We start from the raw sequence: 20,984 nt of genomic DNA on the forward strand, positions 1-20,984 counted from the left end.
ACGTTAAAATTTCGTCCCTCAAACTTGGCTAAAAAAATAATTATAAAATACTCTTCTGCTGCTTATAAAAAGCATCGGCTTGCATTTGCATCAATTCGCGGGCTTTTTTGCGTTTGTAGTCGTAAAGTTCTTGTTCCTCGGCTATGTCTGCATACACTCTGTTGTTGATGTCTCGGTCTGTGGTTACCAAAATATCTCGTTGCGCTTTTTGTTGCGTTACCCACGATTTTAATGCACTTTCCTGTTCTTCCAGCTTTAAATCGTAAGCGCCTTTTGGAGATAAAAGTTTTGCTAGAATTGGCGAAGTTTCAATGGCGAGGAATAATAAAAAGATAAAAAGTGAAGGCAACCACGGAAGTTTATCCAAAGCATTTACGCGCGCCATCAAACCATCGAAACCGTCTATTACGGGTTGAGTGTCTGCAACTTTTGTTTTGTATTCTACGGCGAGGATTGCTACTTGAGCCTCTGCAGCTGTTATCTTTTCGGCATTGGTTTTCTTTAACTCTGCTAATGCAGCTTGTTCTGAATCATGTTTATCGCGTTTTTCTTTATAAACGGGACCTTTGCCTAGTTTTTCGGTTCCTTTTCTGCCTTCGGCTTCAGCTATATAGGTTTCGTAAAGATTGTTTACTTCAGTTTCTTTTGTGGTTATTTCATTTTTTAAACTTTCGATTTCTGTTTCCAAAGCATTTATGGAAGGAGTGTATTGAAGCGCCAATTGGTCTTTGTTGGCGAGGGTCATTTCGTTTTTCTCGGTGAGCAATACTTGGTTGATTTCCTTTTCGAAAATTTTCATCTCCAAAGGTTTTGAAATTACTATCGCGATGATTATTGCTAGCGCAATTCTCGGGGAAGCCTGTATCAATTCATCAAAAAAATTGTCTCTTTTTTTAATGGTGGAAACGATAAATCTATCCAGATTGAAAATCAATAATCCCCAAATAATTCCGAAGAAAATAGCAGAGAGATAAGTGTCGAAAATCGTGTAAAGAGCATAAGCGGCGGCGATTGTAGCCATAACGGCTGTAAAGAACACTGTGGCGCCAATGCCGGCATATTTAGTGCGTTCGCCGGGAGAACATTCGTCAAGGATGGCTGTATCTGCCCCAGAGCAGAAGATGAAAAAGCGTTGTAACATACGGATTTTAGATTGATGAATCTATATAACGCAATTTGAATCAGTTTGTTACAGCCTAATCAAAGAAATTTTTGAAATCGCTTATCTTTTTAGAGTGAAATGGCCACGATAAATCTTGCCGTTTTTGAAGATGGCTTTATACCAATAATCTGATGAGGACATTTGTTTGCCATTGTAAGTGCCGTCCCAGCCACTGCTGTTTAAATCTAGAATGTAAAGTATTTTACTGAAACGGTCGAAAATTTCAACACGCTCCAGTTGTTCGTTCTCGCGGTCTAGTCCTTCAACTTGCCAGAAATCGTGATAGCCATCATTGTTTGGCGTAAAGAAATTTGGAAAGCCCAAAACGTATGCAATTAGGGTTGTGGTGCCGCAACCATTTGTGTCTTTTACCAAAATAATATGTTCTCCAAGACTTACATTTTCAAAAATTGGGCTTTGCTGATATGGACCATTGTCAAGCGAATAAAGATAATCTCCAACACCTTCAACAATTACGGTTAGGATTGGATTGCCAACGTTTCCAGTTAATTTATAACTGACTTGTGCAGTTTCGGAAGGCAGGACAGTAATGGTTCTAGTGCTCGCGCAGGAATATTTTTCGCCATTAATAGTTTTGCTTCTGGTTACAGTTACTGTGTATGTTCCTGCTTCATTAATTTCAATTGAAGCGGTAGTTTCACCATTGGACCATTCAAATTGGGCATCTGCACTATTTCCTATTAAACCTGAATCAATTGTTATGGTTTCGGGGAAAGTGTTTAGGCAATAAATGTAAGCTTCTTCACCTTCAAATTCTGGGGTGTTGATTACGTTGAGGTTAATTTTGGCAGTGCCAAGACAACCGCGGTCGCCATCTATTCTGGCATAAATTGTTTGTGTGTTTTCTTCGGAATTTATAAACGGATTGGGAAGCGGATTGATTTGTGAAATTGCGTCGTCATAGGAAAGATGGTAGGTTACTTCGGCATTATTTCCGAAGAGAATTTGTAAATCCGAAGTGGTTTGCGAAAAATTGAAACTTGCAAAACCAGGATTTCCGTCTATGGAACAATTCACTAGAAAGAAATCTGAAACAGTGTTGGTTGTGGTTTTTAGAGTTACTTCGGCTACGCAAACGCAATCATATTCAGAGACAGCTCTGGCGTAAACTATTTCGTTTGGGCGCGTGTTTGTATAACTTTCAGGATTTGGAATCGGGCTGAGGTTATTCTCGGCATCATTGAAATTTTTGTGAAAGGAATAGACGCGAAGCAGTGGATCGCCATTGATTATTATCGTTTCAGTCTCAAAAAGATTGAAAGTTGCACGACCATCTGCGGTGGGTTCACACTGAAATAATTCTGTATTTTGGACGGTTACAGGCGCGCTGTATTCAATTAAAACTTCGTCTGTAGCGATGCAGGCGCTGCCGTAATCTATTTCAACTTTATAAGTTCCAGCAGTGGTAACGGTGAGTTGGGCAGAGGTTTCACCAGGAATAAGAGTCCCATTTCTGAACCATTTGTAACCTATCGGAGTGGTTCCTTGCGGCGTGGCATCTAGTACATAGATTTCGTTTTCGCAAAGAGGGTTGTAGGTTACGAAACTTTGATCTGGTCCAAGATTGGCAGCAATATTGAAACTTTCTCCTTCAAGAAAGACGGCGGAATCGTAACGGTAATTGGCTTCATCTGCAATAACGAGTTTAATATGATACCCTTGGTTTACGGTTACAGGCGTTTCGGCGACAAGAATTTTGGTCTGTCCGTTAAAGTTTATAGGTACGTTGGAACCGTTCCAGCCTTCAAAATAGGTTTGGTTAATGGGCGGACAAGAGCCTGGAATGCCAGAATGAACGGTAGTTACCAAAACAGGAGTGTTTGTTCCTGGAACCACTGCAATATTGGTGTAATTGCCGCCTATAGGTTTAATTAAAAAGGCGAAAGCATCGCTGTAAATACAAGTGTTGGGGTCGCCTTCTTGGTATTCTTCGGAAGCAAAAAGATAGCGGAACTGAATGTTGTCTGCGTTTGGAACAAAATCAAATTCTATTATGGTGGCGTTGGTTGTGTTGGTTATGTTTAGTGCGGTTTCTAAGTCTTGGTCGCCAGTCCAACCCGGAGCGTCATCATCACTTAAATTGTTGTTGGGGCCAGGAACGTGTTTTAGCTTTCCTGTACTCATCACAATGCCTTTGTTGAAAGGAAAAGCACTACCATTAGCACTGAAATAGCCAAAACTTTTGTCGCCGTCGGCAAAGTTGCCGCTTACCGTTTTAGAAACTTGAACATTGCTGATGCAGCCGCTGTCAATAAGTATATCTTCCACCAACTGCTGGGGCGTGTATGTTGTGGCGTCAACCTGAATGTTTTGTGCAGAAGGAATCGCGAAGCACAGAATAGTGAACAATAGGAAAACAAACGACTTCATGAATCGGGGATTACTTTTCTTTTAAGCGAAAGCAAATTTAGGATTTTTAGTTTCTGGTTTTCAAGTTTTTGGTTGAAAGTTTTTTGAAGGAACGTTATTGCGGATTTCCTATAAATATATTGTAGCGTGAAGTCTTCTCTATTCTCGTTTTTAGAAATTCATTCATTCTAAAAACATTGCAATTCAAAAAAATTACTCTCAATAAACGTTAGTGATTCGTTCCTATTTCCTCCGCAACTTCTTCGCCTTCCGCGTCAAGCTGTTTATCCAGATAGAAAAGACCGTTTTGGGTGGGTGTGTAGAAATATTCGGCAATGCCACTGGAGTCTTCTGTTAGGTTGCCGTTTGCATCATAAAGTGAAATACGCAATGTTCTGCCGCTTTTGTCTATTTGATATACATAGTCTGCAACTCCTTCTTGATTGTTTAAAAGCTTTTGGTCCGTCCCAAAAGTTTTGGAACGCTGCACTTCATCCATATCATTAAAGTGATTCTCTAGACTGTGGAATCCTTCTGGGCCTAGTGTGGGTTTCTTTTTAGTGTTGTAATATGAATAACTTCGCACAAATCCTGAAGTGGTCAATTCCATTTCCATACTAGAAAAACCTTCGGTGCTGTTCACCCTTTCACCATTTTTGCCGAAATAGGTGTAACCAAAATACCTATCATATTTATCTCGCAGATAGATCGTTTTGTGAACGCCAATTTCGTTGAGCGCTGGCTGGTTTTTTTGATTGTAGTAGCTTTCGGAAGTCAGCAGTCCTTGTGGATTATAATAGTATCTCGTAATGCTTGCGCCAGTAACCATTTGATTTTTTACGTCATAATTGGTCACTATGGAATCCTTTCCAAAACGGTTTAAAACCATAGTCGTTCGGAATGCACCATCATAAATACTGGGCTGCTTATTTTTATCATAATTGCTGCGTTCCACCAAATTACTATTGGCATCAAACTTAAACTCGTTATAGGTTGTGTTTTGTAAGGCATCTGCTAATTCATCATCTACAGTAAAATAGGTGGTTTTGATTCTGTTGTTGTTTTTGTCGTATTCCCAACGGCTAGTTGCAACATCTTCTTGCCAAGCCTTTGTTTTTCCGAGGGAATCATAGGCTATTAACTCGGTTTGGTTGCCTCTTTCATCATATTTATAAGTGTAAAAACCTACACCGTTTTCTGTTTTCGCCCAGTTTCTTTCGGTTCCAAAAAATTGTTCTTTTACAACTTCTTTTTTAGCGTTTAGGAATTGCTTTGTGAAGGATATTCCCAGATCGTTTACAGTTTCCATTCCATAGGCGTCCACATTTTTAATGTTTACGAGGGAATCTCCTAAAAATTCTTTGGCGGTTGCGCCATCTTTATTGTCTGTAAACTTCAAAACATAATTTGGATAATAATTTGCGGAGAAAGTAATTCTCCCCAAAGTATCATAAAGGTTTACTAGCTGATGATAATCATCCGACCCTTTAGTGGGAAGATTGCGAATGTTGAATTTTCGCATATCAGTACAATTGTCATATAGATCATAAGTATAGGTGTATTTATGAACGCCGTTTACGTTTGCGACTTTGTTTCCAAGTTTATCGAAATATGCTTCGGAAGTTGTATTGCCGCGCTCATCATGTTCATAAACGGTAATATAACCGTCCAGTACGATAGAATAGTTGCCATCAACATCAAACTGTTTAAGCTTGGTAACCATTAAGTTTTCATCAGACTCGTATTCATAAACGGATGCAAAATCTTTGTCGCGCATCGGTTTTCCAGATTTATCAAAATAGGAAATCTTCTTAGTGACTTTATTGTCGCCCATTTCCCGAAGTTCTTGAAACGCGCCGCGACGCATTACCGCAAAGCCGTTTTCATCAAAATAAGTAGAATACATACTTTTTTTGGCGGCATTCCATTTTCCCTTTAGTGTGAATATTCCTTCGTTGGAAACCTGTTTTTCGTTGGCGTCGAAATAGGTTCGAGTAATATTGCCTTCAGTATCTTTCAAGACTCTAGTGATGTGGGCTTCTGTTTTATTGGAAAAAGATTTTCCCTCCGCATCAAATAATTTCACCTCGCGGGTGGCGGAATTTGGATGTGTAATTATCGCCAAAGCTGCTTCAAAATAACCGCCGTTGGTAGGTTTCCCGTTTTGGTAGAATTTTACAAGTGTGCTGTCCGCATTCTTTTCAATATGATACACCTCGCCATAACGACTGTTTTCAGTATTTTCTGGGTAGGAGGTAAGTAGTTCGCCTTCCACAGTGTTGTAAACTCTTCGGTGCCAAGGTGTGGTTTCGGCAAAAAACTCTTGATAGCTATACAGATCTTGACTTGCATAATGAGCGGTTTCGCGCAACAAACCCGCAACGTGAAGCTCCCAATAGCGCTGCATAGTCCATTCAATATTATGCTTGGATTCTTGGTCGTATTGAAACTGCATGGTATCTATTTTCGCTAAATATTTCTTACCAAGACGTTGCAATTCGGAATTTGTTAAATTTTCTAAGCCTATGCCAATAGCTTCTTTTCGAAAAAGACGCGCGTGATATTCCGTAATATTAAAATGGTTTTGCTCGTGAATGAGCAGTTGGTCTGTTTCCGTATCTTCTTTTGTAACCCGGCCAGATTTATAGGGAATCATTTGTGCGTAAATACGAAGGGATTTATCCTCCCGATTGCCTTCAAATTGTATGTCTGAATAAACCATAGCATGATAATCACCTGGAATGTTATCGATAACAGGAAAATCATCCCAGTTAAGCAAGCGCTCGCTCCAACGGATGCTCGTGGTAACCTTTGTGTTCTTGGCAAAAGCCAGCATGACTATAAAAGCTATTGCCACTGCCGAAATAATAAGATGATGTTTAGGCTTCAAGCGGAATTAGGTTTGGTTTTTTTTGAATTTTATAAATATAGTAGGGAATATAGGTAAGTATAAAAGTGGATAGTATATAAAGTAAATCCCCACCAATGGCGGCAAAGTCGAAATAGGTTAGATTGTTGCTGAATATTTCATATCCCAAAAAAACAACATACCAACCAACGCTAAAAATGGCTCTATGCACGATAAAATAGATTGGTAAATGCGGCAGCGGATTCATTTTAAAACTCAATAGCAACACCATTAAATAGCCTGCCATAATCAGGATGCTTTCAATAATAAAATATATCCAGTCATCATTGCCTAAAAAATAACTTAGTAAGGCTACGGCTAGCGTGGTAAGAAGTATGCCGCTTAGCAATTCGCTACCAATGGTTTCCTTACTTTTTCCTTTCGGAAGGGTTAATTTTTTGGCTGGCGTGATTAACTGTACCTCGTTAGTTTGCAGTTCCGAAAGTTTGGGATCTGCTCCGTATTTATTGCTTCGAGTATGGCCCTCACTAAAAAGGAGCACAAAAATATAGAAAGGGATAAACTGGTAAAAACCATTATTACCAAGATCGTGGCAACGTTTGGCACTTTGCGCAAACATAAACCAGTAACTTGCCGCAAAGAGAACAATTAACTGATACCCACCAAGATTAAACCCTTCAATAGCAATAGCAAAGCCATATATGAAGAACAGCGATAATGCGTAACTAATACCAAACTCGGTTCTGCGGATTCGGCCATTAAACGAAAAAGGATTCTTAAACATTTGTTAAAATAACTAATGCGCAATATAAATTAATCAAAATGAATATTCCAAATTGAAAAGAGGATTTTTATTATTTTAAGTTTCTTGTTTCTTGTTTCTTGGTTCTTGTTTCTTGTTTCTGCTCCTGTCTCTTGGCTCTTTCTTCTTGGCTCTTTTCTCTTCCATAAATCAATCAACAAATCACGCGAAAATCCATCATTAATAGTAACACTGCCAAGAAAAGCAAACCGAAAAGGCCACCAATACCCAAAGCAATCCAGGCCATCGTATTTCTTTTAATAAAAAGACTAATCGCGCTAAAAACTATAGCGAGAAAAACAAAAACAACAAATAATAAACTAAGCACATCCTCGGTACCATTGCCCGCGTAAAGCAAAAATATAAAGCAAATAACCGCCAAAACACAACTAAGTAGCCCAGCGATGGCAGTAGGACGTTCGTTCATAATTACCAATTTAAAAGCTAAAATAATAAATTTACTGTCTAGAACTTTTCTTTGAATTTTTGAATCGGAGAATTATTTTGAACTGATTTTACAAACTCGTCTCTCATTTCTTGGTTCTTTCCTCTAGTCTCTAGTCTCTAGTCTCTAGTCTCTAGTCTCTTGTCTCTTGGTTCTTGGTTCTTGGTTCTTGTCTTTTGCATCTTGCCTCTTCGCTCCAACAAATCAACAAATCAATAACAACCGCCTCTCTCCATCATTCTCCTTTGGCGCCCGATGCACACAAGGAAGCACTTTACTTTTAGGATGATCCACCGCCAACCGCCATAAGTTGCCAATGCCTAAATTGATGGGCTCAGCATTTGGGATGGCGTTGTAATGCAGATCAAAGAAGTATTCACTTAAAAATTCTTCAAAACCAGCGCCTTCTTCTCCTTCATATAATTTTTTGAGTTTAGCACGTATTTCGGGAACAAGTACTTTTTGAATGGCTTGATCATTTGGAATTATGTCACTTGAAGCACCAAAATAAGTACATAGAAATGTATCAGTTGGAACAGGAGAACGATCTACATGATAAGAATATACATCAGTCGGAAACAGCGGAAAGTCTTCATCTCGCTCATAATTCTCAATTACATTTAGAATAGGAGCTGCGCCGTGGGACTCCAATAGTTTTAAGTCGTTTAAAAGAATCTCTCGAGCAAGTTTTCCTTGCTCACTCAACTGAAGTTCGAGAAGTTCCTCTGGAGTTACGGTCGTCATGTTTCCATCGCAGACAACTTTTTCAGTAATCTCAGAAAAATCACCAACCAATTTACGCTGCCAACACATTGCATTAATTTCACCTCGAAAAGGTGTAGCAACTAAATCTTTAAAACTCGCTACGTCTAAAATTTGAGCGGAAGCAAAGGATAATTTTTTCATACTTGGAATTAATATGATACAATCATTTACCAAAAGTAGTGAAAATAGGTTTTTGGTTTAAAGTTTCTATTTTCAGGTTTCAAGTTTCAAATTCTTGTCTCCTGTCTCCATTCTCCTGCCTTCTGTCACCCAGCATCCGTCTCTTTTCTCTTTGTTCTTTCTCTTGTTTCTTGTCTCCTGTTTCCTGCCTTCTGTCACCCAACTTTTGTCTACTTCATAAACCCAACAATCTCATCATACCGTTTGCTCCAAGGCCATAAATATTGCAAAATCATTGGAATGTGCTTTTTTGGAAGTATAATAGGCTCCACTTCCGGTTGAAAAGGATGGAGGGCGTTTAAAAACCTGCGATTACTTTCTTTGATAGATGGGTAGGTTTTACTGCCCAAATACATCATAATTGGCGGCGTGTTTTCATCGATAAAATATATTGGCGAAGCAGCTTTCCAAACTTCTGGATCGTTGGACCAAGTGGTTAGGTAGTTGTTTTCCGTTGTTGGCGGATCTTTTTGAAGATAATTATACATATCGAGTCCCGCAGCGTCATTGAGAATGATTCCTGAAATTGTTGTTGAGTCAATACCGTATTTAGGATTCATTGTGGCTAATGAAACCAAGTGTCCTCCTGCGGAATGCCCGGTAACATAGATACGCTCAGGGTCGCCGTTGTACTCTGCAATATGCTCCTTGGTCCATTTTATGGCTTGGGCGGTTTGTTTGGCCATTTCGTCATAGTTCACTTCTGGACTTAAGGTGTAATCTGGAATGACGGTAATAACATCCTTTTTGGCGAAATTTCTTCCAAAGAAACCATACGTATCTTTACTGCCGCTATTCCAATTGCCACCATATAGAAAAATCAAAACAGGCAACTTTTCTTTTGAAGTTTTTCTGGGAGTAAAAACATTCAGCTTTGGAGTTTGTGCAATATTTGGATTGGGTTTTTCGATGTACGAAATATCCTTGTGCTTTTTGGCAGCACAACCAGTAAAAAGAATTCCAAGAAAAGATAATAGAAGCATAGCAGTTAAGCGCATATAATTTTTTGTGGGAAGGTAGCTTTTTGAATAAACAGCGATTAATAAGGGAACGTTAAAAAAAATGTCTAACTCCTATTGAATAAACCCAATTCTTAATCAAGTTTTGAACAAGAAACTAGAAACCAGAAACCAGAAACCAGAAACAAGAACCAAGAACCAAGATGAAAGAAACGAGAAGCAAGAATTAAGAAAAATTAATTTCTTTCCAAAAAACTTTTAATCTTTTGCTGTCGCTATCATAGAAGGATAATGAGCAAAAAGGATTTCAACTAGTTTTCCGTTTTTATCGTAGCTTCCCACATTTCTCCATTTTCTATGAACTCTGTAATTTTATAAGAGTTATCACTTTTTGTTCTCTTTTGCTTCCCGTTTGTATAGTATTCCAACGTATTATCTAGAACGTCATCCTTATTAAAACTTGTTTTTATGGCTTCATTGTTTACAGTTCTAATTTCAGGTTTTATCTCACCTATATCTAATATCGTAAATGATATCATTTGCCTTGAATTGTTCCTTCGCCACGCAGTCCGATTGGCCATCAAAATTTTCATTCTTAACAACTTTTTGTTCCTTTAGCTAAAACTTCGCTAAAAGTTGGTCATTTTAACTTCCCTATCATCGAGCGGAATTTTTGCAAGAGCATTAAAAGTGAAGAAATAACAGATCAGGAAAATAAATTTTAAGAATTTCATACGATGTTTTGGGTGTAATATCCTGAAAAACAAGTCCTTCCTTTATTTTATACTAGCAATACAAGTAAAACCTATCGCTTATTTTCATATATTTGGGATACTAGCTTTTGCACTTTCTCCTGAATCGTTTTAGAATTATTGAAACTTACTTTCTTGAAATGATTCACTTTAGCTGAGTTTTTTACTATTTATGGGAATATTCGTTTTATATCAATAGGAGAATTTTCGGTAGTATTTATAACAAATTAATTTTAGAATAATATGTCGACAAATCAAGCATTAACCGCAGAAATGGAGCTGGCACTTGGAGTTTCAATTATTAATAGAAGGCCTCTTGCCTCCGAAATCTTTAAATGGCAGGATATCGATTTGCTGCCACATTCCTCTACAGATACCATTTTATGCGAGATATTTGATTGGAACGGCAGAAACTGGAGAACTACAGGTAAAAATTTGATAGGCTATCTTTTTGAAAATAATGAATTAAAAAGGTTTAAAGTAAGCTTACTGGCAGTACCCAAATATGAAGCTTCCATTCCCGATTTTGAATTTAATAAAGACCAGATTATAGATCTCGGTTTCAATCTTCCTTCGCTTTTCAATATTGGTTTTACAGGAAATGTAAAGAATGCAAAAGAACTTTCCATAAAAGTAAATAAAGTAACAAAATCAAGAATCACCAATATAGATTCGCCCGGAATAGAAACTATGCACGCATTATCAGCATTTTCAGAGAAGGAATCTAGATTATACAAAAAACATATAAAGAGCAATTACCTCACTCAATCCTTGTTTTATGCCGAAAGCGTTGAGGTTTCTTTAGAAAAAGAAAGTGGGGTAGATGTAGGCATTTCATTTGATCTTGAAGGAGTAGAGGTAGAAACCAAAGTAGATACCAATACCAAAAAGAATTTTAAGTTGACCTACAAAAACGCTCTCGCTCCTTTTGGTGCCACTTTTGTGAAAGGCAAAGATTTTTAACAATCCCGTCCCGTTAGCTATCGGGATCAAAACGCTCCTTCCTCTCTTAAAAAATTTCAATTAGAAGCAAAATGTTTAATTAAGGGGAAGGTGTCCGCCGCAAGATTTTTCCTTAATGTATAAATTTCAATCGGCGGACGGAAGGGGTTCTTAGTACAAATTTGAAACTGCTATCGCTTTTTAAAACAAGACAAATTGATTTTCGAACCGAGAGCTATCTAAATCTTTTTATCTCAAGACAATATAACCTTCAAAATTAAGTCTTAAGTCTTAATTCCTATATCGCAGCGGTCCTAAGTCTCTGCAGTTAAAACCCTATTTCTTTTTATAAGGTGATTCCTTAATATTATCGGGTTCGCTATAGCCTGCAGGATCGTTAGATTCTGGAACTTTTTCTGGTTCTTCCTTTGTAGGCTCTTTTGGAGTGTCTGGTCTAGAGTTAGGATCCCCCTGAGAATCCTGATCTTCAATTTTTTGTTCGTTTTTCTTTTTTGGGTCCAGCATTGGGGTTTTCTTGTCCATAATTTATAGTTTTAATTATTTTGAATACTCTTTTAGCATTAGTGATACAAGCTATTAAAACCGTAGGATTTTACAATTCTTCCTAACATTATTTAACAAACGCTTCCCTCTTAAAAGTTAAAAACAGAAACACCCACCACCCACTAATTACCACTCACTACCCACTACCCACTACCCACTACCTACTCCTCACCACCCACTACCAAAAAAAAGCCCCCAGTTTCCCAGAAGCTTTTATAAAACAAAATCTATTATTAATTACTGCTCTCCTTTTGTAGGATCTCGCTGCGTTTTTACAATCAGATCTCCTATATCTACAGTGCCAATTCGTTCTTTGTCACGACTAAAAATAAGTTTGCCTATACTATTGTTTTTTGGCAGCGATATAAACACACGTCCATTTTTCAAGGAACCAACATGGTTATTTTCTCCTTCACAGGAATGAATATTCAAAGGGTCCTGCATAAAATATTCAGTGATTTGTTTTCCCTGCTTATCCATAACGGCCACTTTAAAATTGCCGCTGGGGTAAGGTAGTTTTCCCGGTACTACAGAAATGGTGGCAGTGCTGTCAATAACAATTTGATTGTTTACTATCATCGCTTCCAAAACATAAAAAGAGTTTTCAGAGAGCGAAAAATAGCTCGGGTTAAAAGGCTTGGTGCTTTTTTCTACTCGCTCGCGCTTTTGCTCGTTGTTTTCTTCTTGGGCTTTTGCAGCTATTGTTAAGAATAGGCAAGCCATTATAAAAAATACTTTTTTGAGTGTTTTCATGGTTTTTTTAATTTGAAGCGTTATCAAAAACTACATAGGTTATTCTGCTTTGACCAGGACAATCATAGCCTGTAGGGCGTGTTTGAGAGACATAGTGGCCCATTTGGCAGTTGGATACACACAAGCGGTGATAGCCACTATCGTCTATTTGTACAGCATCAGAACTTTGCTTGCAACTTCCGTAGCCTGTAGATGCCGCTTGGGCTCCTGCAAGAGTGGTCCAATTGTTTGGCAACACCTCTTCTTGCCAATGCACCCCTCCAGAATATTCATCCGCAAGGCTATAGAAAGCGTGACCACTTTCGTGCATAATGGTTCCCCTGTTTTGCATTTCTGTTGAAAAAAGGCTGCCCATTCTATAATCACGTAGATCCAATTGATGCATAATAACCTTGCCTTCTGCAAAGCTTAAATAGGCGTTGTTTGAAGGCGCTACATGATACCCATCAGTCTCAGTATGATCATAATCAGTGGCGTGACCTTTTTCCTTGTTTATATAAAAATTATATTGTCGTCTCCAAAACTGTGTATGAGGTTCTTCAAAAAAAGCCTCGCGGATGGCACCTCTACAGTTTGTATAAAAGGTATTCATACTAGTTACATCAGTATCTGGGATAAATACCAAGTCAAACACATCATCTGGATCGCCTTGCACATAAACCGGAGCAGGAATATTCGCTACTGGATAAGGTCTGGTGGCATAAGTAACCTTAAAGGTCTTGGTCTGGTCTGGCGTAGTGAAGACCCAACGGTAGGTTACCAATTTGTTATCTCCGTGACCACTGGGTTTTGTAAAACTCAAATCGCCACTCGGGCTGTTCCAAGTTTGCAATAAGGTTTCTGTGCCAGTGGAAGTAATACTACCACTATTGTTTATAGTATTTACGGTTTCATACAGTTTTGCATCGCTAATGCTGCCATCCGTTACGCGTTCAGCGTTATAAGTAACAGCTTGGCTCCCCGTTGGATAAATAGGATTGTGCAATACTAAGGTAATTGGGTTTTTTTCGCAGGAAATAAATGCCATTCCCATCATTAAAACAAACCCAGCCTGTTTCATTTTTTGGACTAGTAGGTTTTTCATAGTTAAGTTATTTAGAATTACATAACAAATGTAAACAATTAACAATTAAAAGGTTAGGGGTAAATCCCCCAAATTGATTAGGGTTTTCCTGAAGGCATTTGGGGTTGGGTGATTGGCAAAAAAGTGAAATGCGTTGACCAAAACACCCTAATCAAAATCTTCTTCTTAAAATAAGAGATGTTTAAATAACAATATTTTAGGTTAATCTTCTTTTTTTTAACAGTGGTAAACTTTATTTTCGTGATTCATTTTTAAAAAAAATAGTATGAAAGAATTAATCGAAAAAATCCACGGAGAATTTGAAACCTTTAAAACAGAATCAGATTCACTTACAGAAAAAGGAGTTAAAGCTGCAGGAGCAAGAGCGAGAAAATCAACGCTTGAATTGGAGAAATTATTAAAACAATTTAGAAAAGTTTCTATCGAAGAATCGAAAAAATAATAAAAGTAAAACTATCAGCATATTAATGCCGATATGTTTCTATTTAAAAGGCCTGTGTTTAAAACGCCGGCCTTTTTTTATTAAACTAGTTAGTAGTTGAAGACTATAGGAAAAATAGGGAGTTAGATGTTCCAAGTACAAGTACATCTCTTAGTTCTTTGCTCTAGCTTATGACGATCAAACAAGAAAAACACTTTTATAAACGGATTGTTTTGTAAATTATATTTATTTGATTTTCTTCCCAATAATAATTAGTTTCCAATGCGAAATCTCATAATAGGTTGCTTCTGTATTGTTTTAAATTTATTGAATTTATAATCAAAATTTGAATGACAGCAATCCATTCAATGCATTACACTCTAACGAGAAACGACTGCTAAAGAATGTTGGATATGATGATTCCGTTTTGATATTACTATTGTCTTGGAAACGAAAAACAAGAAACAGGAAAGTTCGCCATCTAGAGACCATCGGAAACCTGCTTCAAAAAATAAACCGCCCTACTTACACAATAGAACGGTTTATGGAAACTGGGCAAAACAATTCTCCCCAAAATATGAAATGTTATTCCCAATGCAAAGAAAAGAAGCTCTGCACGATTGTTTTTGCGGGATTCCTTAAAGTGATGATTATTTTTTTAAAGTCGAGAACCGAGAACCCAAGACCCTTTCAATTAAATCAATCCTAAATCTTTTACCATTGCCACGAGATGGATGGCATTCTTGGCTTTAAAGTGAATACAAAGTTTCCCTACCCGTTTTTCTACAGAGCTCAAACTATTTGGCAGAATGTTTACATCCCGAAAGTGTTCACTTATCTCCTTTTGGGACAGACCGTTTGCAAGTTGCGCCATTAGGGCGATATCGTAATCTTCTATAACAGGAGTGGTCTTTCTGGAGAGGGCATTTTCCACTTGGGATGAAAGATAGATCTCTCCATTAAAAACCCTATTTATTGCAGTTTTCAGTTCTTCCAGCCCTATTCTGCCTTTGCACACATAAGCGTTTAGCTTGTGGTGCATAATAAGAGAGCGCACCCTTTGCAGTCGGTCTTCTACGGAATAGGCTATAATGGGCAATTCGGGATGTTTTCGTTTTAGTGCGGCTATCAGTTCTTCCCCAGAAGTAAATGTTTGTTCTCTATGGTCGGGGGTATAGGAGAGATCTGTTATCAACAAATCAAATGGGGCCTTCTCCAAAATTGCCTTTTCTATTTTTAGAAGGCATCATCGCAATACACAACTTCTGTAATGGCTTCAATCTTTAAAGCATGCAGAACAGAGATGACGCCTTGGTTGATACAATCTAGGTCGTCTGAAATAAGCACTTTTTTAAACATACTCAAATAATTATAGTTGCTTTAAACCCTTTATTTGGTTCTGATTCAAAAGTAATAGTTCCGTTTATCGCTGCTATGCGGGATTCCGCATTCTGAAGCCCATTTTTGCATTTTATTGTACAACCCTTCCCATTATCGGCATATTTAATGGCAATAGTTTTTCCTTTTTGATCAAAATTAAGCACCACCGCAGTAGCGTTACTATGCTTTGCCATATTGGTCATCAACTCCTGCAATACCCTGTAGAGATTGGTTTTTTTGATATCAGATACGGTGCTCCAATCAATGATGCCAACATCACGTCGGATTACCGATACCTGCTGGTTCTCATAACCCAACAACAGATCTGAGAGCACTTCTTGGAAATTCTCAACAGCAACGACACTGTTTTCTTTGGAGATATCTCTACTCTTGTTGTAGATAGATTCCAGATCGTCCAGAATCTCATCTTTCCCGACGGGCTTGCTCTGTAGTTTGGCCATCAGCCTGTACACATCGTTTGCCACTTCGTCGTGTACCTTTTTCGAAATACGCTTTTCAGTGGTTTGTACTTGTTGAACCTTCTCTTGTTTGTGTTTGTATTTTATTGTTAAATAGAGGACAACGGCAACCACAAATCCTACTGAAGCCAAAGCCAAAAGCAGTATCGTCCAGGTCTTCTGCTTTTCCTTTTCCAATTGGGCGGCAACGGTATTTTTGCGTTCCTTCTCCACATTGTACTTCATAAAAGCATTTTTATTCTCTGCCAATTGCTTTTCTGTGGCGATGCTATCAGTTATTTTTTCAAACTGTACAATTTTAGGATCAGGGCTCATTGTTACAAACACAGAAAGCGCATCTTCCAAATAAGAAAGGCCGTTCATTGTATTCGCCACGGCGTAGGCTTTGTTCGCATAATCCAATGCCTGTTTTGTATCGTTTTGGTCAAAATAATAGAGCGCCAGACTTTTATAGCTGGAATATTTCCCCGCCATATCATTTTTGCTTTCTCTCAGTGCCAGAGCCTGCTGCATATTTGCTAATGCTGCCGCACTTTCACCAGTTTTTGCCAGTGCCACTCCCTTATTGTTTAACAACCTGGCAAAGGACACTGTATTTTCCTTTACGCCACCTTTTATCAATGCAAGGTCAAATTGCTCCAAGGCTTTTTTATACCGCCCCATATCCATATAAACATTCCCTATATTGTTTAAAAGAGTAAGGCTATCATTCTGGTTAGCCGAAAAGCGTAAGGCGTTGCCATAGGCATCAATGCACTCTTCAAATCGATGCGTAGCCCTGTAGATTCTACCCAACTGATTGTAAAGTCCCTTTTTAGCGTCAACCAAAGTATCTGCAAATGGAGAATTATCTATTAATTCCAAGGCATCCACAAAAGCCGTTTCACTTTCAAAATTATTTCCCATTTCAAACTCAGCGATGGCAATCATCCGTAAATCCTCTATCGCACCATAGGTGTTCTTGTCCCTTAGGTGCTTTTCCTTTAAACCTGTGTAATAAGTAATCGCCTTCGGAAAATCTGAACTGTGCTGTGGATTTATAATATGATTATAGTGATAGGTTGTGCTGTCAATATTATATTGACCGATCATTGTATTTGGCAAAATGCCTATGATAAGGCAAAAAAAGAGAAATGAAAATAGGAGTTTCTTAATTTTTCAAAAATAGGAAGTAATTGTTAATTACCCGAAGTAAAACCGCGTTAGGTTAGGGATTAGGAGTTAGCGAAGAGCGATTAGGGGATTTTTAGATTATTGGATTGTTGGATTGTTGGATTGTTGGACTGTTGGATTTTTTTTAATTACGCTTTATCGAGAAAAGCTTTTTTATTGTTGAAGTACATAATGGATTTAATATATTTGATTTTCTCCCCCGATTAATTTATGCAAATGCGGTTTCCCGTAATGGGATGCGTTTGTATTGTTTTATATTTGAAGAAAAACCAAAATTACCCAACCAATTAATGTCCAAAGAAAAAATTACCCTATCCCAATTAGAACAGTATCTATCAAAAGCGGCCTGGATTTTAAAAGGTCCAGTTGATGCTTCTGATTTTAAAGTATATATCTTCCCACTGCTTTTCTTTAAGCGAATTTCTGATGTTTATGATGAAGAGTATAAAATCGCTTTGGAAGAATCTGAAGGCGATAAAGAGTACGCTTCTTTACCAGAATTTCACCGATTTGAAATACCACAAGATTGTCATTGGAATGACGTGCGCGAAACAACTACTAACGTTGGACATGCTATAGAGAAGGCTTTGCGTGGAATTGAACAAGCCAATCAGGAATACCTCTATGGTATTTTTGGAGATGCACAATGGAGCAATAAAAATAAGCTTTCGGATAGATTGCTGAATGATTTAATAGAACACTTCTCTCAATACGATTTAAGCAATAGCAATGTAGATTCAGATTTGCTAGGCAATTCGTATGAATACCTTATCAAACACTTTGCTGACTTAACCAATAAAAAAGCAGGGGAGTTTTATACGCCACGCTCGGTGGTACATTTGCTAGGGTTGATTCTTGATCCTCACGAAGGTGAGACTATTTACGATCCCGCTTGTGGTACTGGGGGAATGCTTTTAGAATGCGTAGATAATTTAAAACACAACAATGAAGATTTTCGTACTCTGAAGTTATACGGACAAGAGAAAAACCTAACGTCTAGTTCCATTGCTAGAATGAATATGTTTCTACACGGTATTGAGGATTTTCAAATTGTTAGAGGCGACACCTTGCGCAATCCTGCATTCTTTGAAGCAGATGGATTAAAGACTTTTGACTGTGTAATTGCAAACCCACCTTTTTCTTTAAAAGAATGGGGTGCAGAAAATTGGGTAAACGATCCTTTTGGTAGAAATATAGCAGGAGTACCGCCAAAAGGCAATGGCGATATGGCTTGGGTGCAGCATATGATTAAATCTATGAACAGCACTGGCCGTATGACGGTTGTACTACCGCACGGGGCCTTGTTTAGAAAAGGAGCGGAGGGCAGAATACGTGAAGAATTATTAAAACAGGATTTACTGGAAGCGGTAATTGGTTTAGGGCCTAATATATTTTATGGTACCCAATTAGCAGCTTGTGTACTTATTTTTAAACAGAACAAGGAAGCCAATAAAAAAGGAAAAGTACTTTTTATAGACGGGAGTGAACAAGTGCGCGTAGGCAGGGCCCAGAATTATTTGGAACCAGAGCATGTGCAACAATTGTTTGATTGGTATAATGGGTATGAAGATGTAGAAAACTATGTAAAAGTTGCTTCTAAAGCGGATTTAAAAGAAAACGATTATAACCTAAACATTCCGCTGTATGTGGAAAAAATAATAGAAGATAATTTACCGTCTGTAGAGGAAGCATTGACAGATTTAAAAACTGCTTGGAATGAAAGTTTAAAAGCGGAAGATAAGTTTAAAATAATATTAAAGAAGTTTGTTCAATGAGCAATAAAGATTTTATAGAAAAAATAATTCAATCATATGTTGATTCTCGAGAGCTCAGCTATGGAAATGGTGGATATAACATAACACGTGGCATGAGTCATTCAAGTTCAGGAAAAGCTGAAGATTTGTTTGCACTTTTTGTTGCAAACTATTTAGATGATAATGATTTAAAATTTTTAGTTGACAAACCTATTTCAGCCAATATAAGTACTCAAAAGCGTAAAAAAACTTTTAAGCCCGATTTAGCTATAGAACAGAACAATCAACTTACACATTATTTTGACTTAAAAATGGACTTAGGTTGGAATAGAGATATTGAACATTATTTATATGTTAAAAATAACTTTATCAATGAACTGAAAAAGTCTAAAACGGCATCGTATAAAATATTGGGAGGTAAAAAGGAAATACAAATTGCTGATGCATTAATATACCAAATTGTTATACTCACTCCCAAAAATGGAAATGCTAAAGCATTAAGGAAAAACATAGAAGTTGCAAAAAAATTGGAAAATGTAAAATTATATATTTTAACTGAAGGAGTCCATCTCAATTTTTATAATCCAAAAGAACGAGAAAGTTTGATAATAAGAGATGATCAATTTGAAAAACTTTTGCAGGATACAAAACAAAAATTAATATGACTCAACAACAACTAGAAAAATACCTCTGGGGTGCAGCCACACAATTACGCGGAACCATAGATGCAGGAGATTACAAACAATATATCTTCCCACTCTTGTTCTTTAAACGTATTTGTGATGTCTATGACGAAGAGTTTGAAAAAGCATTATCAGAAAGCGATGGCGATATAGAATACGCCTCCTTCGCAGAAAACCACCACTTTCAAATTCCCGAGGGTTCTCATTGGAACGATGTGCGTGAAACCACTACCAATTTAGGTACTGCGTTGCAAGACGCTATGCGGACAATTGAAACTGCCAATCCAGATACTTTGTATGGGATTTTTGGCGATGCCTCTTGGACCAATAAAAACAGATTGAGCGATGAAACGCTAACCAACCTGATAGAACATTACTCCCAACACAAACTAAATCTGGCTACTGTGCCCGATGATAAATTGGGGAATGCCTATGAATATTTAATAAAGGAATTTGCTGATGACAGCGGCCATACCGCAGCAGAGTTTTACACCAACCGCACGGTGGTTAAACTGATGACGATGATTATGGACCCGCAACCGGGCGAAAGTGTGTATGATCCTACCTGCGGTTCTGGCGGACTTTTACTTAACTGCGCCCTGCATTTAAAGGAAGAAGGCAAGGAATACCGAACCCTTAAATTATATGGGCAGGAAATAAACCTGATTACCTCTGCCATTGCGCGTATGAATATGTTTATGCACGGCATAGAGGAATTTAGTATTGTACGTGGCGACACCTTGGCGCGGCCAGCTTTTTTGCATAACGACCAACTTAAAACCTTTAATGTAATCCTTGCCAATCCGCCGTACTCCATAAAAGCGTGGGACCAAAAAGCATTTGTAAACGATCCTTATGGCCGTAATCTTTGGGGAACGCCGCCACAAGGCTGTGCAGATTATGCGTTTCAGCAACATATACAGAAAAGTTTGGATGCTAAAAACGGACGGTCAATATCCTTATGGCCACACGGCGTTTTATTTAGAGATGCCGAAGCAGAAATGCGAAGAAAGATGATTGAAGAAGATTTGGTGGAATGTGTAATTGGACTTGGTCCAAACTTGTTTTATAACTCACCAATGGAAGCTTGTTTGTTGATTACACGAACGAATAAAGCCAAAGATAAAAAAGGTAAAATTTTATTTATAAATGCGGTAAACGAAGTAAAACAAGAAAAAACTATTGGGATGCTTGAGCAAAAGCATATTGATAAAATATTTACTGCATTTAAGAATTTTGAAAACCAAAAAGATTTTGCTGCATTGGTTAGTTCAGAAGATGTTCTTGCCAATAAAGGCAATATGAATATCAGTTTATATGTGCAACCTGAAAAAGAGATAGACAATCAAATAGTACCTTTTGAAGATGCTTTTGAAAGTTGGAGTGAATCAGGAAATAACTTGAAATCCTCAATGGAGGAATTATTTGAAATACTTGAAAATTAATG

At 37.7% G+C, this 20,984-nt stretch carries 18 protein-coding genes; 5 read left to right on the plus strand and 13 right to left on the minus strand.

Features of this window, described 5'->3' with window-relative positions; all coding sequences use genetic code 11:
* Positions 1–40 precede the first annotated feature (40 nt).
* The 8 genes from AEQSU_RS08065 to AEQSU_RS08100 form a co-directional block, all read right to left on the minus strand.
* Positions 41–1,141 (minus strand): DUF4407 domain-containing protein, encoded by a 1,101-nt coding sequence (locus tag AEQSU_RS08065; protein WP_014782371.1) that lies wholly within the window; start codon positions 1,139–1,141, stop codon positions 41–43.
* An 81-nt stretch (positions 1,142–1,222) separates the two neighbouring features.
* Positions 1,223–3,553 (minus strand): T9SS type B sorting domain-containing protein, encoded by a 2,331-nt coding sequence (locus tag AEQSU_RS08070; RefSeq protein WP_014782372.1) that lies wholly within the window; start codon positions 3,551–3,553, stop codon positions 1,223–1,225.
* Between the two features lie 208 nt (positions 3,554–3,761).
* The gene (locus tag AEQSU_RS16165; protein WP_014782373.1) at positions 3,762–6,422 is read right to left on the minus strand and encodes an RHS repeat domain-containing protein; all 2,661 of its coding nucleotides are present in this window, start codon (positions 6,420–6,422) and stop codon (positions 3,762–3,764) included.
* A complete protein-coding gene (locus AEQSU_RS16360) occupies positions 6,412–7,185 on the minus strand; it encodes a DUF805 domain-containing protein (RefSeq protein ID WP_014782374.1) in 774 nt (257 codons plus the stop codon). Before AEQSU_RS16360 ends, AEQSU_RS16165 begins: the two co-directional genes overlap by 11 nt.
* Before the next feature lie 172 nt (positions 7,186–7,357).
* Positions 7,358–7,630, minus strand: coding sequence for a hypothetical protein (locus AEQSU_RS08085; protein ID WP_014782375.1), 273 nt, complete (start codon positions 7,628–7,630; stop codon positions 7,358–7,360).
* A 222-nt stretch (positions 7,631–7,852) separates the two neighbouring features.
* Positions 7,853–8,554: a hypothetical protein gene (locus AEQSU_RS08090; protein WP_014782376.1), complete on the minus strand. Its 702-nt coding sequence runs from the start codon at positions 8,552–8,554 to the stop codon at positions 7,853–7,855.
* Between the two features lie 209 nt (positions 8,555–8,763).
* Complete coding sequence (locus AEQSU_RS08095) at positions 8,764–9,591, minus strand: alpha/beta hydrolase (protein ID WP_014782377.1); 828 nt, start codon at positions 9,589–9,591, stop codon at positions 8,764–8,766.
* A 272-nt stretch (positions 9,592–9,863) separates the two neighbouring features.
* Positions 9,864–10,091, minus strand: a complete 228-nt coding sequence (locus tag AEQSU_RS08100; RefSeq protein WP_157429260.1) for a hypothetical protein — start codon at positions 10,089–10,091, stop codon at positions 9,864–9,866.
* Between the two features lie 456 nt (positions 10,092–10,547).
* On the opposite strand from AEQSU_RS08100, the gene AEQSU_RS08105 reads away from it, so the two are divergent.
* Positions 10,548–11,267: a hypothetical protein gene (locus AEQSU_RS08105; RefSeq protein ID WP_014782379.1), complete on the plus strand. Its 720-nt coding sequence runs from the start codon at positions 10,548–10,550 to the stop codon at positions 11,265–11,267.
* A 315-nt stretch (positions 11,268–11,582) separates the two neighbouring features.
* Here AEQSU_RS08105 and AEQSU_RS08110 read toward each other — a convergent pair whose 3' ends face one another.
* The 3 genes from AEQSU_RS08110 to AEQSU_RS08120 all read right to left on the minus strand — a co-directional run bounded on the left by AEQSU_RS08110 (position 11,583) and on the right by AEQSU_RS08120 (position 13,647).
* The gene (locus tag AEQSU_RS08110; protein ID WP_014782380.1) at positions 11,583–11,789 is read right to left on the minus strand and encodes a hypothetical protein; all 207 of its coding nucleotides are present in this window, start codon (positions 11,787–11,789) and stop codon (positions 11,583–11,585) included.
* A 258-nt stretch (positions 11,790–12,047) separates the two neighbouring features.
* Positions 12,048–12,563 carry a hypothetical protein gene (locus tag AEQSU_RS08115; RefSeq protein ID WP_014782381.1) on the minus strand — a complete coding sequence of 172 codons (516 nt, stop codon included), beginning with the start codon at positions 12,561–12,563 and terminating at the stop codon, positions 12,048–12,050.
* Between the two features lie 7 nt (positions 12,564–12,570).
* Entirely contained in the window at positions 12,571–13,647 is a 1,077-nt protein-coding gene (locus tag AEQSU_RS08120) for a hypothetical protein (protein WP_014782382.1), read from the minus strand.
* A 265-nt stretch (positions 13,648–13,912) separates the two neighbouring features.
* Here AEQSU_RS08120 and AEQSU_RS08125 point away from each other — a divergent pair, with 265 nt between their 5' ends.
* On the plus strand, positions 13,913–14,089 hold the full coding sequence (locus AEQSU_RS08125) for a histone H1 (protein ID WP_014782383.1): 177 nt from the start codon (positions 13,913–13,915) through the stop codon (positions 14,087–14,089).
* A 673-nt stretch (positions 14,090–14,762) separates the two neighbouring features.
* On the opposite strand, the gene AEQSU_RS08135 is transcribed toward AEQSU_RS08125, so the two are convergent.
* Together AEQSU_RS08135 and AEQSU_RS08140 are read right to left on the minus strand one after the other, a co-directional pair.
* Positions 14,763–15,287: a response regulator gene (locus AEQSU_RS08135; RefSeq protein ID WP_342626283.1), complete on the minus strand. Its 525-nt coding sequence runs from the start codon at positions 15,285–15,287 to the stop codon at positions 14,763–14,765.
* Between the two features lie 142 nt (positions 15,288–15,429).
* Positions 15,430–17,019 (minus strand): tetratricopeptide repeat-containing sensor histidine kinase, encoded by a 1,590-nt coding sequence (locus AEQSU_RS08140; RefSeq protein WP_014782384.1) that lies wholly within the window; start codon positions 17,017–17,019, stop codon positions 15,430–15,432.
* A 371-nt stretch (positions 17,020–17,390) separates the two neighbouring features.
* On the opposite strand from AEQSU_RS08140, the gene AEQSU_RS08145 reads away from it, so the two are divergent.
* The 3 genes from AEQSU_RS08145 to AEQSU_RS08155 are packed head-to-tail and all read left to right on the plus strand — an operon-like array spanning position 17,391 to position 20,982.
* On the plus strand, positions 17,391–18,875 hold the full coding sequence (locus AEQSU_RS08145; RefSeq protein WP_042491801.1) for a type I restriction-modification system subunit M: 1,485 nt from the start codon (positions 17,391–17,393) through the stop codon (positions 18,873–18,875).
* Complete coding sequence (locus AEQSU_RS08150) at positions 18,872–19,519, plus strand: hypothetical protein (RefSeq protein WP_014782386.1); 648 nt, start codon at positions 18,872–18,874, stop codon at positions 19,517–19,519. The genes AEQSU_RS08145 and AEQSU_RS08150 overlap by 4 nt, the downstream gene beginning before the upstream one ends.
* Positions 19,516–20,982, plus strand: a complete 1,467-nt coding sequence (locus AEQSU_RS08155; protein WP_014782387.1) for a type I restriction-modification system subunit M — start codon at positions 19,516–19,518, stop codon at positions 20,980–20,982. Before AEQSU_RS08150 ends, AEQSU_RS08155 begins: the two co-directional genes overlap by 4 nt.
* Positions 20,983–20,984: the final 2 nt, after the last annotated feature.

Origin of the sequence: Aequorivita sublithincola DSM 14238 (genome assembly GCF_000265385.1) — a bacterium.
GTDB classification, from domain to species: domain Bacteria; phylum Bacteroidota; class Bacteroidia; order Flavobacteriales; family Flavobacteriaceae; genus Aequorivita; species Aequorivita sublithincola.